The following is a 14,893-nucleotide window of genomic DNA, read 5'->3' as shown; positions in this document are numbered from 1 at the left end:
AGCCGGACACTTTCCTCAGCGAATGCTGCCGGCGGAAGCGTGTCCATCGAGCAGCCCGATGTCGCGTTGCCCAGACCGCGGACATCAGGCAGAGCGAAGTGCGCCGGGACTGACGACTGTCTCAGTTGGCGTCGGCTACCGTCTGCCGGCCGCCGGCCCAGGCGCGCCATTGCCGTTCGTCGCCATGGAAGACATTGAGGTCTATGCGGCCGGTGACGCCGTGCGACAGGCCGGAGCCGGAATACTGCCAGAACAGCCATTTGCGGCCGGGATAGACCTTTGACGGATGCTGGGCCACGGCACGCAGCCAGAACGGATAGTCGAGGAATTCGCCCCTGAGATTGTCGCGGTAGAAATCGGGCGCGGTGTAGATGATGGGACGTTGGCCGTAATGCCGCTCCAGCTTGTCCATGAACACCTGCATCTTTTCCAGCACCTTTTCGCGCGACGGCCGCCGCTTGCAGCTGGACTCGCCGTTCCATTCGACGTCGATCACCGGCGGCAGTGCGCCTTCGACCCTGGGCACGTTGCGGATGAACCAGTCCGCCTGCTCGCCGGCCGTGCGGCACCAGTAGAAGAAATGGTAGGCGCCGCGCTTCAAGCCGGCGGCGTCGGCGCTGCGCCAGTTTTTCATGAACATCGGATCGAGGTGGTCGCCACCGTCGGTCGCCTTGATGTAGGCGAAGTTGGCGCCCTGGGCCCGCAATTTGTCCCAGTTGACGTTGCCTTGCCAACGCGAGACGTCGACGCCGTGCACTGCAAGGCGGCGAGGCGAACCCTTGCCGAAATTGATCGGCTTGGCGTCGCGAAATCCGTAACGGGTGAGCGGCCCGGCCAGCATGGCCGGTGCCGCGCGGGTCAACAGCTTGGGCGGCGACACCAAGGCTGCCGGCTCGACCGGCAGCCCGCCGACATCAGGCACTTGGGGATCAGGCACGTCGGGCGCGGCAAACACGCCCGTCTCTTCCTCCTCCGCCAAGCCGAACGGGCGCGGTTTTTCCCCCGGACCGTTGTCAGACATGGGAGCCAATCCGGCCCTTGCCGCCCTGTTGCCCCTTGCCGCCGGAGCAGCGGCGATCGGTGCCGGCGGCCGGATCACGGAACTGGTGGTCTCGTTGGACGGTTTCTGCAAATCCAGCGCGTCGACGCCGGCCGTCGACGAGCAGCCGGCAAGGCATAGCGATGCGATCAAAAAACTGACGACGCCCGGAATCCGCATCTGGACCTGTACTCAAAACACAACAGACCGAGGGCAAAACGACAGCCGACGGACAAACCAGATCAGTTATGAATGAGAAATTACCAATAAAGTTTGAATCAAGTTTTTTTCGCCCATACCGCGTGCGGCAAGCGCGATGGAAACCGGCTAGGATTTTTTGAAAACGCCGATCATCGGCCCGAGATTCCAATAGTCGTCTTTGCGGCCGATGGCAGGCGCAAACAAGCTTGATATCGTGCCGTCGAGGAAGAGCGCGTTGTCGCAGCCGAGCGCATCGCGGAACAGACGGGCGAAGGCATGGAAGGTCACCATGCCGTTCGAAATCGCAAAAACCGCGACGCCGTCCTTTCGCACCCCGACACCGTCTCGGGTTTTCCGCGAAGTGCCGTCAGCCTGGAATTTTGGATGCAGCTTGCCGTCGATCACCAGCATCGGCCCCGATTGCGTCGCATAGTCGACGGTCGGGCGCCTTTTCACGAAATCCCTGGTGGCGCGGACCGCGGCCTTGCCGTCGCGCATGTAGAAAATGCCGTTCGGCTGCAGGGAAAAATTGCCGCTTCCCGATCCCGTTTTCACCGAGGCCATCTCCTGGCCACGCTCGACATAGAGGCCGACCGGCGCGAGGTTCGGGTGATACATACCGGCATTGATGCCGAACAGCATGGTGCGCCCTGCCGCCTGTTGCGTGGCATGCAGATTGTGCAGCGACTGAAACGGCTTGCCCGCCGCATCCTTCCAGAACAGCTCGAGCTGATATCGTTTTGGATCGACCTCGCAAACGAGATAGCTGGTCGCCTCGAAGGTGAAGTCCCGGCATGGCGGCAGTGAAGCGGTCCACTGGCCAAATCCCATGCCAAATGCCGCCACCGACGGCAGTGCGCCCTTGGCCAATGCCAGCAGCAACGGCAATGATTGCAGGAGGGTCAGGAAATCCATGCGCTTACCGGAATCGAAGTTCGAGGTCCGGTACGGATATAACCTGTTTCAAGCGAGACTGTGAAAGGCTCTGGACTTAGGCAAGCCATCCCATGGCGACGCTCAACAACAAGACGATGCCGAGCAGGCCGCGATAGATGACGAACGGCCAGGCCGAGAAACGCTCCAGCACGTGCATCAGCCCCCATATGGCGAAGAAGGCGGAGATCGACGCAACGACCAGCCCGACAGCAAGCACCGACCAGCCATGGGCGTCGAGATGGACCTTGTGCAGTTCCCAGAGTTCCTTGAGGCCGGCGAGCGCGATGGCAGGCAGCCCGAGCAGGAATGAGAAGCGCGCCGCCTCGGCCCGCTTGAAGCCGAGCCCCAATGCCGCCGTCAGGGTCGAGCCCGAGCGCGACACGCCGGGGACAAGTGCGCCGATCTGGGCAACACCGACGAGCAGCGCATCGGTCAGCGACGCACCCCCCATGCTGCGCCGGTGACGAGCAAAGATCTCGGCCAGCGCCAGCAGGATCGCCATTGCGATGCAGGCCCAGCCGATCACCGTCAGGCTGCGTAGCGGCGAATTGCAGGCGTTGAGCACGCCAGACAGCGCCACGCCGGCGATGACGATCGGGATCGTCGCCAGCACGATCCAGAGCGCCAGCTTGAAATGCCGGTCGGCGAAATCGCGTCGCGCCAGAGCGTTGAAAGAACCAAACAGGATATTCCTGACATCACTCCAGAAATAGCTGACCACCGCGGCAAGAGCCGCGAGTTGCATGGCGGCGGAGAAGGCGGAGCCAGGATCCTGCCAGCCGAGCACGGCCGGCACGATGCGCATATGGGCGGTCGAGGAAATCGGCAACAGTTCGGTGATGCCTTGCACCACGCCGAGGAACGCCACCTTGGCGAACCCCAGGCCGACGAAGCCCGTATCCAGGCCTTGTGTGCAGATATCGGCCAAAATCGAATTCCGTGCATGAGAGATCGGAGTTGCGTGGACCGACCATCGGTCAATCCCGGGCAAGCCTTATCGTCATGGGCCGGATAATCAATTTACGGATTTGTAAGCTGGCGTGCCGAAGTGCACGCCGTTCGAAACCGGCCCACCTTGGAGCCGGCTTGAGATACACAGCGAAAATCGCAAAGCGACTACGGGCAGAGCCAGAGTTTCTGGCATGTCCTGGCGATCACATGCGCCGGCGGCACTTCGGGCTCATCGGTCGAAGGCCGGCGAGCCCGTTCGAGCAGCATGCGCACCTGTTCGGGGCGCACACGATCGCGCTCCATCACAAGCAGGACCATCGGATCGCTCAAAAGCTCGTCCAGGGTGCTGATGCTGTCGTTCATCCGTCGTCTCCTCGAATGCCGTACCCGCGACCCATAAATAGGGAGACAATGATGGCCCGCCAATGACGCTTTGCCGGCTATCTCGTGTCGATTTGGATTAAATTTTGGCCATGCTTGCGCTCTCCCCTGGCCCTTGGCGCTGCGCGTCGATCCATTTCCTTCCACAACAAGGGGAGAAGGGAAAAATTAGCCTGGCGGAGGGGCGCCTTCGTATTTCGGCAGGCTGTCATCGAGCACCACCCAGGGCTGCCTCGAGCCCGTGAAAATATGCATTTGCGGCTTGAAAACCGTGGGATCGTCGAGCCATGCGAGTGGGGGTTAAGCGATGACGCCGAAAGCCGTCATCGCTTCCATGGAATGGCCGGCTGCCCGCTAACAGCCGGCGGCTTTGGCGTTCACTCCGTTTCGCCGACGACCTCGTCCCAGGTTTTGACCTTGGTCTGGCCGTTGAGGAACGGCAGCGCGGCGGCCGTCAGTTCGGGGGCGAAGAAAGTGTCGTAGTGGGTGCGGTTGGGCAGGATCGCCAGGCGGTTCTGCGACAGGTTCTCGCGCATCCAGCCGGCATCCTTCAGCCCGCCGCCGAGCATCTGATAGAACTTGATCTCGTGTTCGGGCTTGTACATATCGCTGTCGCCATAGACCAGCATGACCGGCATCTTCAGCTTGGCGACGTCGGCCGAGTAATCGCGGTTCTGACGCATGAAGCCGCCCAGCGCATCGAGGAGCTTCGGGAACTCCTCAGGATGCGGCGCCACGGCGACGTAGGATTTGTACATCGGCGTGTCCTTCATGAACTCAGCCGCGGCCGCGCTCACCTGTGCCTGCTGGGGACGCATCTCGTCATAGAAGCCGTCCGTGGCGTAGCCCGTCGATACCAGGACGAGGCGGCGTACCGCTTCGGGATGCTGGACGGCCATGCGGAAGGCGACGCCGCCGCCCAGCGAGTAGCCCATGAGATCGACCTGATCGTAACCGAGCGCCTTGACGATGGCGGCCATGTCGTCGCCCATCGCCTCCACGGTGAATGGGCGGTCGCCCAGCGCGGTGCGACCGTGACCCTGCAGGTCGACGCCGATGACGGTGCGGTTTTCGGCAAGTTTCGGCAGGATCGGCGCGAACATATCCGTGGTGCCGAGACCGCCATGCAGCAGAAGCAGCGGCTCGCCCTTGCCATAGATGGCATAATAATAATTCAGGCCGTTGATCGGCAGCAGGCCGGACTTTTCCGGCTTCGGCAGTGCGTTCGTCTCAGTCGTCATGGCGGGTTTTGTCTCCTCCGCATTGGTGGTGCCTGGGCAGCCAACGAGCGCTGCAACCGAAGCAAGAATGGCGAAAAACAGGGTTTTGGACATATCGATCTCCTCTCGTCATGCCGGTATCAGAGCGTCATGCGGATCAAAGCGTTTTGGCGAGTTCTTCGAGCTGGTCGGCGCACTGTCCCCAACCCTCGTGGAAACCCATCTTCTCATGCTGTTCGCGGTCGGCGACGCTCCAGTGCCTGACCCGAGCGATGTAGCGGGTCTTGCCGTTGCCCTCGTCCTCGAAGGTCAGCGCGACGGTCATGAACGGCTTTTCCGAAGGCTGCCAAGCCTCTGTGTAGGCGTCGGTGAGGACGATCTTCCTGCCGGGAACGACTTCGAGGAAGACTCCCGGGTTGGGGAATTCGTTGCCGTCCGGGCTAGCCATGACGACAAGGCTCGAGCCGCCGGTGCGCACATCCATCTCGGCGCGCGGCGTCGTCCACGGCTTTGGCGAGAACCAGCGCGTAATCAGTTTCGGGTCGGTCCAGCAGCGATAGACGTTCTCGCGCGGTGCATCGATGATGCGGGCGAGAACCAGTTCACGGTCATTGGTGGGGGCGATGTCGAGCTTGATGGTCATGATGGCGTCCTGCGTTTGATCTGGCTTCCGTCCCAAGGACGAGCCGATGAACCGCAAACCGACATCGGCCAGTGAAAAAATGTCGGCACCGTCTCGATGGGCCCAAGGCGTTCCCCACCTTCGTCATCCACGGGCGGAGCAGGAGCGGAGCTCCGTCGCGGAGACCCGAGGATCCATGCCGCGACCGTTGTCGAGGAATGCAGCGGAGCAAGAATTCCGCACCGTCGTGACGCGTTGGAGTCGCGGCATGGATCCTCGGGTCTGCGCCGCGTCGCTGCGCTCCTTGCTCCGCCCGTGGATGACGAAGCGATCAGGGTTCGAGCCAATCGCCAAGGCATTCGATAAAAACTTCTGCGCCGAGAAACTCGATGCGTCAGTGGCGCTTGGCTTGCACCAGATAAGCCTCGATCTCGGTCTCGCCGAGCCACCTTGCCGCCTCGAGCCGGTGCAGGCCTTCGACGAGGATGTGGCGCTTGCCGTCATGGCGGACCTGGATCGGCGTCTTCATGCCGTTTTCCAAAATGTCCTCGGCCAGATGGCGAACGGTCTCGGGATGCAGCGTCTTCTTGCGCGCCGTCGGCACGTAGATCTCGTCGACCTTGACCTTTTGCACTCTGAGCATTCCGACCCCCGTGGCGGAAACGCCGCCTCCACTGAGATAGTCCGTTTGATGGAGGCGGCCAAGGGTGCGGCTAGCGAATGCTGGCCCGATCGTTTCTATTTGACGCGTGACCGGCAGATCGCCGAAATGGCGGCCCTCGACCTTTTCAGGTGTTCATGACCCATCTGCCGACCGAATTCCCCGATTTCGGACTGACGCCGGAGCAGCGCCGCCACGCGGTGCGTGACCATTATTACGAATGGCCGGGGATGGATGGCGAGCGCGGCGAGATCTGGTGCTACAGCGACCGGTTTTCCTATCGCGCCGGCGAAACGGTGGCGTTGCATGTCAGTTCGACAGCTCCGAACTTCGGCATGACAATCACCCGGGATGGCGGCAGCGAGACCAAAGTGTTCGAAAAATCGGGCATCGCGGCACGCCGGCAGGACACACCCGACCAGTGTTCGGCTGAAGGCTGCGGCTGGGACGCATCCTTCGAATTTCGCGTCGGGGCGGACTGGCCGTCCTGCGCCTATCGGGTCACGCTGACCGCCGACGGGCGCGACGGCAAGCCGATCCAATGCCACCATATTTTTATCGTCAGCCCGCAGCCGGGCCGTAAACCCGGCCGTGTGCTGCAGGTGGCGGCGACGGGCACCTGGCTGGCCTACAACACCTGGGGCGGTTCCAACCACTACCAGGGCATTACCGGGCCGGACCGCAACCAATACTCGCCCATCGTGTCGACACAGCGCCCCTGGTGCCGTGGCTTCGTCGTGCTGCCGAAAGATGCGCCGCGCGTGCCGCTGGAAGTCGCCGTACCGCCCAAGACGATCCCGCGCTATCCGCACATGGAATGGGCGCTCGCCACAGGCCATTCGAAAAAGTACGCCTCGTCGGGTTGGGCCAGCTATGACAGCCATTTCTTCCGCTTTGCCGAGCGAGCCCGCTATCAAGTCGATCTCGTCAGCCAGCATGATCTCCATTCTTCGCCCGAAATTCTCGACGGCTACGACTGCGCCGTCTTCGTCGGCCATGACGAATACTGGACCTGGGAAATGCGCGATGCCGTCGACGCCTATGTCGAGCGCGGCGGCCATGCGGCGCGCTTTGCCGGTAACTTCATGTGGCAGACGCGGCTCGAGGACGAGGGCCGCCGGCAGGTCTGCTACAAATATCGCTCGCGTGCCGAAGACCCCGCCTATCTCCCAGGCAGCGACGTCACCCGCGCCACCAATTCCTGGGAAGCGCCGGAAATCGGCCGGCCGGGTTCAGCGACCTTCGGGCTCAACGCGACGCGCGGGGTCTATACCGGTTGGGGCGGCTGCGCGCCGCGCGGCGTGCGTGGTTTTCCGGTCTACCGGCCCGAGCACTGGGCCTTTGCCGGCACCGGCATCTACTATGGTGACCTGTTGGGGGCCGACAGCCATGTCTATGGCTATGAGGTCGACGGGCTCGACTTCGAGATACTCGGCGGCCTGCCCTACCCGACCGCCACCAGCGGCGCACCGGAGGGGTTGCAGGTTCTCGCCGTCGGCATGGCATCCCAGGTTGAGGAAAGCGCCGATATCCCGATCGAGGACCAGTTCCTCACCGACGAGGATGGCCGCTTCACCGCCGAGACGCTGTTCGGCGAGGCGAGCGACGCCAATCTGGAAAAGGTCAAACGCGGCAACGGCATGATCGTCAATTTCCCGCGCGGCAAGGGCGAGGTGTTCCACGCCGGAAGCTGCGAATGGGTCGCCGGCCTGCTAAGACAGGACCCGATGGTCGAACGCGTCACCAAAAATGTCCTCGATCGTTATCTCGGAAAGCCCTGACATGTCGAAAGTCCAGACCGCCGCGCAAGCCACCGACGCCCGGCGAGACTCGCATCTGTTCTATCTGTCCAGCCTGCGCCGGCCGCTGATCGACCGCGCCGAGGGCATCTATATGTGGACGCAGGACGGCCGCCGCTTCATCGACGGCTCGAGCGGCCCGATGGTCGCCAATATCGGCCACTCCAACCGCAATGTGCTGGATGCCATGAAGCGGCAGATGGACCGCGCCACCTTTGCCTATCGGCTGCATTTCGAGAACGAGCCGGCGGAGGAGCTGGCACGCGAACTGGCCGGCAAGCTGCCGGAAGGCATGGACCGCATCTTCTTCGTCTCGGGCGGCTCGGAAGCGACGGAATCCTGCATCAAGCTGGCGCGGCAATGGGCCGTCGCCACCGGCCAGGCCAGCCGCTGGAAGGTGATCACCCGCTTCCCCTCCTATCATGGCGGCACGCTGGGTTCGCTCTCGGTCACCGGCGACGATGCGCTGGCCGAAACGTTCGAGCCGATGATGCGGGCTATGCCGACCGTGCCGGCGCCGAATGCCTGGCGCGACCGCGACAATCTCTCGATGGAACAGCGCGGCATCCGCTATGCCGACATGCTGGAGGAGAAGATTCTTGCGGAAGGTCCAGACAGCGTGGTCGCTTTCATCATGGAGCCGATCGGCGGTGCGGCGACCGCGGCAATGGTCGCGCCGGACAGCTATTATCCGCGCATCCGCGAGATCTGCGACCGCTACGGAATCCTGCTCATCCACGATGAAGTGATGAGCGGCGCCGGCCGCACCGGCAAATTCCTAGGCGGCGACCATTGGAACTGCAAGCCCGACATCGTCGCGCTGTCGAAGGGGCTGGGTTCGGGCTATGCGCCGCTTGGCGCGCTCGCCGCCCCGATGCGGCTGGTGCAGCCGCTGCTTGACTCCGGCGGCTTCCAGCACGGCCACACCTATGCCGGCAACCCGCTGGCCTGCGCCGCCGGGCTTGCCGTGCTCGGTGAAATGGACCGGCTCGACCTGATCGCCAATGCGGCCGCCATGGGTGATGTGCTGATGGACGGGCTGAAGGGGCTGGCGAAGCGGTTTCCGTTCATCGCCGACGTGCGCGGCAAGGGCCTGCTCACCGGCGCCCAGATGGTTGCCGATCCAGAGACGCTGAGGCCGATCGACCAGACCAAGAAAGCCACGCAGCGGCTGCTCGACCTCGCCTATGAGCGCGGGCTGATCATCTATGGCCGCAGGGTCAAGGGTGGCGTCGACGGCGACAATTTCATGGTCGCGCCGCCGATGATCGTCACCAGCGAACAGGTCGGCGAGATCGTTTCCATCATCGGCGACTCGCTGGAGTTGCTGGCTGCCGAACTCGACCTGCCGGTCGAAGGCTGAGGCGACAAAGATGGCGCCTAGAAAAGTCATCATAACCTGCGCCGTCACCGGCTCGGTGCACACGCCGTCAATGTCGCCCTATCTGCCGGTGACGCCGGACCAGATCGCGGCGGAGGCGATCGCGGCGGCCGAAGCCGGCGCGTCGATCCTGCATCTGCACGCCCGCGACCCGAGGGATGGCCGCCCGACCGCCGATCCGGACGTCTACATGCAGTTCCTGCCGCGCATCAAACAGGCGACCGATGCGGTGATCAACATCACCACCGGCGGCTCGTCGCTGATGACGCTCGATCAGCGGCTGGCAGCCCCTTTGCGGGCTGAACCCGAAATGTGCTCGCTCAACATGGGTTCGATGAATTTCGCGCTGTTCCCGATGCTCGACAAGCCAAGGGAATGGCAGCACGAGTGGGAACCCAAGCTGCTCGAAGCGACGCGCGACACCATCTTCAAGAACACCTTCGCCGACATGGAGGGCGTGCTGGAGCGGCTGGGCAAGGGCTGCGGCACGCGCTTCGAATTCGAATGCTACGATGTCGGCCATCTCTATTCGCTGGCGCATTTCCGCGACCGGGGTCTGGTGTCGGGGCCGCTGTTCATTCAGTTCGTGCTGGGCATTCTTGGTGGCATCGGCGCCGACCCGGAGAACCTCGTCCATATGAAGCGGATCGCCGACAAATTGTTCGGCGACAGCTACCAGTTCTCGGTGCTGGCCGCCGGCCGCCAGCAGATGCCGCTGATTTCGATCGCCGCGGCGATGGGCGGCAATGTCCGGGTCGGGCTGGAAGACAGTCTCTATGATGGCCGCCAGTTGGCGAAATCCAATGCCGACCAGGTGCGCCGCATCCGTGGCATTCTCGACGGGCTGTCTCTGGAGGTTGCAACGCCAACCGAAGCGCGCGACATGCTGGCGCTCAAGGGCGGCGACCGGGTGGCGTTTTGAGAGACGACCGTGATCAATCCAACATCCAATGACGTCCTCTTACGCCCCGGCCGGATCGAAGACGTCGAAACCATCCACGCGGCGATCCTGAAGCTCGGCACGCATATCGGCGCGCCCGAGGAGATCTTCTCGACGCCGGACGATCTCAGAACGTACGGCTTTGGCGAAAAACCCGCCTTTTCGACCCTGATCGCCGAAGTCGGCGGGGAATTTGCCGGGCTTTGCCTGCATTTCCCGATCTTTTCGACCTGGATGGGGCGGCCTGGCGTCTATGTGCAGGACCTCTATGTCGAGGACCGGTTTCGCGGCCGCAAGATCGGCGAGCGGCTGTTGCGGCATGTTGCGGCGCAGTGCCGGAACGAAGGCGGCGTCTATCTCCGGCTGTCGGTCGACACCGACAATGAAGGCGCCAAGACTTTCTACGAAAGGCTGGGCATCGCCTGGTCGAGCTATGAGCAGACCCAAAAAATCATCGGCGAGGCCTTCTTTGCCTTCGCCGACGCGCCGGAAAACGGGGATCACAAATGAAAGCCTTCTATGCCGAGGAACAAAAGCGTCACGACCCCAAGGCCTTCCTGTCAAGCGGTGCGGCACAGCCCAATCCGGAACAGCCGGAGCGCGTCGAGAGATTGTTAGCCGGCGCATTATCTGCGGGTTGCACGATCGAGCGGCCTCGCAATCATGGGCTCGGTCCGGTCGCGGCGGTGCATACGCCCGAATATCTGGATTTCCTCGAGCATATCTACGCGCGCTGGCAGCGCATCGAGGGTGCTTCGGCCGAAGTGATCCCCAACATCCATCCGATCGCGCGCAACGGCTCGTATCCGGCCTCGGCAGTCGGCCAGGCCGGCTACCATATGGCCGACACCGCTTGCCCGATCTCGGGCGAGACTTGGCAAAGCGCGCTGTGGAGCGCCTGGACCGCGGTCGATGCGGCCGAGGCGGTGATGTCAGGCGTACCGGCCGCCTACGCGCTATGCCGCCCGCCCGGTCACCACGCCTTTGCCGATGTCGCCGGCGGCTTCTGTTTCATCAACAACTCGGCCGTCGCGGCGCAGGTTCTGCGTAAGCAGGCCGCACGGGTGGCGATCCTCGATGTCGACCTGCATCACGGCAACGGCACGCAAGGCATCTTCTACGCACGGCCGGATGTGCTGACCGTCTCGCTGCATGCCGATCCCGTGCGCTTCTATCCGTTCTTCTGGGGCCATGCCGACGAGCGCGGCGAAGGGCCAGGCCTCGGCTACAATTTCAACCTGCCGCTGCCGCGCAAATCCGACGACGCGGCGTTTCTCGAGGCGCTCGAGGTGGCGTTCCAGCGCATCCGTGCCTTTTCGCCGGACGCGCTGGTCGTGGCGCTCGGCCTCGACGCGTTCGAGGGCGATCCGTTCGGCGGACTTTCGGTGACGACGCCGGGTTTCTTGCGCATCGGCGAGGCTATCGCAAAGCTCGGCCTGCCGACGGTCATCGTCCAGGAGGGCGGCTACCTCTGCGACGAACTCGGCGACAATCTCACCGCGTTCCTCACCGGCTTCGGCGGCAAGACGCGGTGAATGCTCAAGCCAGCGTCAGGAGCGCTGCTGCCTGAGCATGGCGATCACACGGTGTACGCTCTCCAGCGTCTGGTCGATTTCGGCTGCAGTGTTGTAGTGGGCGATGCCGATACGCACGACGCCATGCTCGGCCGGAATGCCGAGCTGGTGGACGATCTCCCAGGCATAGTTGTGGCCAGACCACAGGAAGATGTTTTCGGCGTTCATCTGCCGCACGATCGTTTCGGGCACGATGCCATCGACGGTGAAGGAAACCGTCGGCACGCGCTCGCCGAGCCGCTTCGGATCGGTGATGCCGTGGATGGTCAGGCCCTCGACATCGGACAGGCCATCGATCAGCTGTTGCGCCAGCGGGTTTTCATAGGCGATCGAAACCGCAAACGCCTTGGCGATCTTCTGCCTTCTTGAACCGCCCTCGCCCGCCGCCGCGCCAAGGTCGGCAAAGTAGTCGACCGCGGCGGTGAGACCGGCCATCAGCTCGATCTGCGGCGTGCCGAGTTCGAACCGCTCCGGCAGGCCGTTGGAAGAGCAGCGGCACTTGTAGGGCTCCAGCGTCTCGACGACGTCGCGCCGGCCCCACAATATGCCCATATGTGGGCCGAAGAATTTGTAGGCCGAGCAGATCAGGAAATCGCAGCCGAGCTCCTGCACGTCGATCAGACCGTGAGGCGCGAATTGGACGGCATCGACATAGACAAGGGCGCCGGCATTCCTGGCCATCGCAGTCAGCGCCTTCACCCGATTGATCGAGCCGGTCAAATTGCTGGCGTAGTTCAACGCGACCAGCCGTGTCTTCTCCGAAAACAGACCGGCCAGCGTCGCCTCTTCGACCTGCCAGCTCTTTTCATCGAACGGCAGCCAGCGCACGACGAGCCCGAGATCCTCGGCCAGCTGCAGCCAGGGCGACACATTGCCCTCATGGTCCATGCGGGTGAGGATGATCTCGTCGCCGGGCTGCATCGTGCGGCCGAGCGTGCGCGACATGTGATAGGTCAGCGTCGTCATGTTGGCGCCGATGATGATTTCCTCGGGGCTGGCGGCGCCAAGGAAATCGGCCATGGCCTGGTGCGCGTCGTCGACGACGGCCTGCGCGGCGACCGTGGTTTCGAAAAAGCCGCCAAGGTTGGCATTGGTGGTCAACAGGCAGCGCGACACCGCGTCCGCCACCGCCTGTGGCACCTGCGTGCCGGCAGGATTGTCGAGATAGATGCGGCGGCGGCCCTTGTCGGTCAGGAAGAGAGCCGGAAATTTTTCACGCACTGCCTCGACTGGAAAATTCATTGCTGCTCGCTCCCGTTGTAATCATTGGATATTCGGCCTGCGGCCAATCCCGTTCAAGGACAGGGATTGCCGACCCGCTGGTGGATCGCGTCCACCGCCTTCTGCATTTCTTCGGTCCAGGTGACGTCGACAGAAGACAGCGCCATGTCGAGCTGCGAAAGCGTCGTTGCGCCGACGATGTTGGAGGTTACGAACGGCCGGCTCGAGACATAGGCATTGGCAAACAGTGCCGGCTCCAGGCCAAAGGAGCGCGCCAGCTCATTGTATTCAAGTTGTGCTTCAGCGGCACCTGGCGTCTCGTAGCGCTGGCCGCGATTGAACAGCTGCGAGCGGGACCCCTGCGGTCGCGCGCCATGGTCGTATTTGCCGGTGAGATAGCCCTGTGCCAGCGGCGAATAGGGCAGTAGCGACACTTGCTCGCGCTCACAGACCTCGGCGAGGTTCACCTCGAAAGTGCGGTTGACGAGATTGTAAGCGTTCTGGATCGACGCGACGCGCGGGCCGATGCCCTTGTCGGCTTCGGCAAGGAACCGCATCACGCCCCAGGAACTCTCGTTCGACAGCCCGAAATGGCGGATCTTTCCCGCCTTCACCAGTTCGTCGAAGACGCCAAGCGTCTCGGCGATCGGTGTTTCGTCGGCCGGTGCGCCGACGGAATCGGCGCGCGGCGACACGGCGCCGACGCGCGTCGGGTTGCCGCCCCAGGGGATATCCCGCTCCGGCCAGTGGATCTGGTAGAGGTCGATATAGTCGGTGCCGAGCTTGGCCAGCGACTTGTCGATGGCGTCAAAGATGTCGGCGCGCACCAGTTGCGACGGCCTGTCGCCGCGAAACCAGCTGTTGGCCGTGCGGCCGACGACCTTCGAGGCCAGGATCACCTTGTCGCGGTTGCCCTTGGCTTTCATCCAGTTGCCGATGATCTTTTCGGTCCGTCCCTGCGTCTCCGCCTTGGGCGGGATCGGATAGAGCTCAGCGGTGTCAATGAAATTGACGCCACGCGAGAAAGCCAGGTCCATCTGGGCGTGGCCTTCGGCCTCGGTGTTCTGCTGGCCCCAGGTCATGGAGCCCAGGCAGATCTGGGTCACAAGAAGATCGGTCCGACCGAGACGGCGTTTGTGCATGAAATTCGGCTCCGGAGGAAGGCTGGCGCGACTGCGCGGAGGAAGCCGCATCTATAGGCAAAGCAGAGCCGCTCTCCAAGCCTCGCCAGACCGACTTTTGCGTGAACCAGCCGGGTTAGCGGCGAGCACCGGCTAGTGCACGGCGCTTGGCCTCGTCGATCAGCATGTTGGCCACTTGCATGCGGATCATGGCGCGCTGGCGCAAATGCGGGGCGACACGGTCGGGATGGTTGGCAAAGGCAAAGCGGCGGCGCATGCGGCTGAAGTCGGCGACCTGCCTGGGCTGATCGAGGCCAAGTTCGACGGCGATGGCTTCGGGATCGATCGGCGGCAGCTTTTCCTCGGGCTTTGGCTCTTCGCCGGCGAGAGCCAGCTTGGCATGATCGAGCAAGGCGGCGAATTCCGTCGCCAGATCCGCGCCCGCCTCGCGATATTCGGCAGCGGAAACCTTGATGCGGCCGGAATGGAGTTCATCGGCCACCGAAAGATAGTCAAACGGGATGGATGGACGAGCGCCGGCCTCTTCGCCCTCGCCATTCTTGTCGGGGGCGATGAAGAGGTCGTCGAGCAACGAAGCGAAATCCCGCTTGGCGCCAGTAGCGATGTCAGCCTCCCCCTCGCCCGACCATTCGGGTACCGAAGCATAGAACCGGCTCGTTAAAAATGCATGCCACCGATCTTAACGAATTTAGCCGTCGCCTGCACCGCTTGACCCACCGCAACCCCAAGAAACAAAAATTCAGACTGTATTTTTTTGCAGTCCGGAATTCGCCAGGTGTGGCGAGGAAAAACCGGCCATGTAGCCAGCGTTCGAGGCTACGATAC

Annotated in this window: 16 protein-coding genes and 1 pseudogene; 6 read left to right on the top strand and 11 right to left on the bottom strand. The window is 63.1% G+C overall.

The genetic code is table 11. The features are described 5' to 3' along the window. Positions 1-121: 121 nt before the first annotated feature. On the bottom strand, positions 122-1,021 hold the full coding sequence (locus tag EN906_RS01290) for a GH25 family lysozyme (protein WP_127267410.1): 900 nt from the start codon (positions 1,019-1,021) through the stop codon (positions 122-124). On the opposite strand from EN906_RS01290, the gene EN906_RS37980 reads away from it, so the two are divergent. Then, positions 1,020-1,295 (top strand): hypothetical protein, encoded by a 276-nt coding sequence (locus tag EN906_RS37980; RefSeq protein WP_164773642.1) that lies wholly within the window; start codon positions 1,020-1,022, stop codon positions 1,293-1,295. The two genes, EN906_RS01290 and EN906_RS37980, sit on opposite strands and share 2 nt — an antisense overlap. A 71-nt stretch (positions 1,296-1,366) precedes the next feature. Here the strand turns inward: EN906_RS37980 and EN906_RS01285 are convergent, their stop codons facing one another. From EN906_RS01285 to EN906_RS01255, 7 genes and pseudogenes are all read right to left on the bottom strand, one after another. After that, a complete protein-coding gene (locus EN906_RS01285) occupies positions 1,367-2,155 on the bottom strand; it encodes a phosphodiester glycosidase family protein (protein ID WP_127269865.1) in 789 nt (262 codons plus the stop codon). A gap of 76 nt (positions 2,156-2,231) precedes the next feature. Continuing rightward, positions 2,232-3,104 carry an undecaprenyl-diphosphate phosphatase gene (locus tag EN906_RS01280; protein ID WP_127269867.1) on the bottom strand — a complete coding sequence of 291 codons (873 nt, stop codon included), beginning with the start codon at positions 3,102-3,104 and terminating at the stop codon, positions 2,232-2,234. A gap of 188 nt (positions 3,105-3,292) precedes the next feature. Beyond that, positions 3,293-3,490: a hypothetical protein gene (locus EN906_RS01275; protein WP_013532087.1), complete on the bottom strand. Its 198-nt coding sequence runs from the start codon at positions 3,488-3,490 to the stop codon at positions 3,293-3,295. Positions 3,491-3,676: 186 nt separating this feature from the next. Then, positions 3,677-3,793: pseudogene (locus EN906_RS38885) on the bottom strand (GFA family protein); the annotation flags it as partial. A gap of 92 nt (positions 3,794-3,885) precedes the next feature. Next, the gene (locus EN906_RS01265) at positions 3,886-4,842 is read right to left on the bottom strand and encodes an alpha/beta hydrolase (RefSeq protein ID WP_127269869.1); all 957 of its coding nucleotides are present in this window, start codon (positions 4,840-4,842) and stop codon (positions 3,886-3,888) included. A gap of 43 nt (positions 4,843-4,885) precedes the next feature. After that, the gene (locus EN906_RS01260; RefSeq protein WP_127269871.1) at positions 4,886-5,371 is read right to left on the bottom strand and encodes an SRPBCC family protein; all 486 of its coding nucleotides are present in this window, start codon (positions 5,369-5,371) and stop codon (positions 4,886-4,888) included. A 373-nt stretch (positions 5,372-5,744) separates the two neighbouring features. Further along, a complete protein-coding gene (locus EN906_RS01255; protein WP_127269873.1) occupies positions 5,745-5,993 on the bottom strand; it encodes a ParB N-terminal domain-containing protein in 249 nt (82 codons plus the stop codon). 155 nt (positions 5,994-6,148) lie between these two features. On the opposite strand from EN906_RS01255, the gene EN906_RS01250 reads away from it, so the two are divergent. Genes EN906_RS01250 through EN906_RS01230 form a run of 5 tightly spaced genes read left to right on the top strand, consistent with a single transcriptional unit; the run spans position 6,149 to position 11,666 of the window. Then, positions 6,149-7,792: a N,N-dimethylformamidase beta subunit family domain-containing protein gene (locus EN906_RS01250; protein WP_127269875.1), complete on the top strand. Its 1,644-nt coding sequence runs from the start codon at positions 6,149-6,151 to the stop codon at positions 7,790-7,792. A 1-nt stretch (position 7,793) separates the two neighbouring features. Beyond that, a complete protein-coding gene (locus EN906_RS01245) occupies positions 7,794-9,173 on the top strand; it encodes an aspartate aminotransferase family protein (protein WP_127269877.1) in 1,380 nt (459 codons plus the stop codon). Positions 9,174-9,183: 10 nt separating this feature from the next. Beyond that, positions 9,184-10,113 (top strand): 3-keto-5-aminohexanoate cleavage protein, encoded by a 930-nt coding sequence (locus tag EN906_RS01240; protein ID WP_127269879.1) that lies wholly within the window; start codon positions 9,184-9,186, stop codon positions 10,111-10,113. A gap of 12 nt (positions 10,114-10,125) precedes the next feature. Beyond that, complete coding sequence (locus EN906_RS01235; RefSeq protein ID WP_127269919.1) at positions 10,126-10,641, top strand: GNAT family N-acetyltransferase; 516 nt, start codon at positions 10,126-10,128, stop codon at positions 10,639-10,641. After that, a complete protein-coding gene (locus EN906_RS01230) occupies positions 10,638-11,666 on the top strand; it encodes a histone deacetylase family protein (RefSeq protein WP_127269881.1) in 1,029 nt (342 codons plus the stop codon). Before EN906_RS01235 ends, EN906_RS01230 begins: the two co-directional genes overlap by 4 nt. 15 nt (positions 11,667-11,681) lie before the next feature. Here the strand turns inward: EN906_RS01230 and EN906_RS01225 are convergent, their stop codons facing one another. From EN906_RS01225 to EN906_RS01215, 3 genes are all read right to left on the bottom strand, one after another. Beyond that, positions 11,682-12,947: a cysteine desulfurase-like protein gene (locus tag EN906_RS01225; RefSeq protein ID WP_127267822.1), complete on the bottom strand. Its 1,266-nt coding sequence runs from the start codon at positions 12,945-12,947 to the stop codon at positions 11,682-11,684. 53 nt (positions 12,948-13,000) lie between these two features. Further along, positions 13,001-14,068 carry an aldo/keto reductase gene (locus tag EN906_RS01220; RefSeq protein WP_127267823.1) on the bottom strand — a complete coding sequence of 356 codons (1,068 nt, stop codon included), beginning with the start codon at positions 14,066-14,068 and terminating at the stop codon, positions 13,001-13,003. A gap of 115 nt (positions 14,069-14,183) precedes the next feature. Then, a complete protein-coding gene (locus EN906_RS01215) occupies positions 14,184-14,639 on the bottom strand; it encodes a hypothetical protein (protein ID WP_127267824.1) in 456 nt (151 codons plus the stop codon). Between the last annotated feature and the right edge of the window lie 254 nt (positions 14,640-14,893).

Source organism: Mesorhizobium sp. M7A.F.Ca.CA.004.06.1.1, assembly GCF_003999135.1.
Lineage (GTDB): Bacteria > Pseudomonadota > Alphaproteobacteria > Rhizobiales > Rhizobiaceae > Mesorhizobium.
This window is presented reverse-complemented; position numbering and strand designations above follow the sequence as displayed.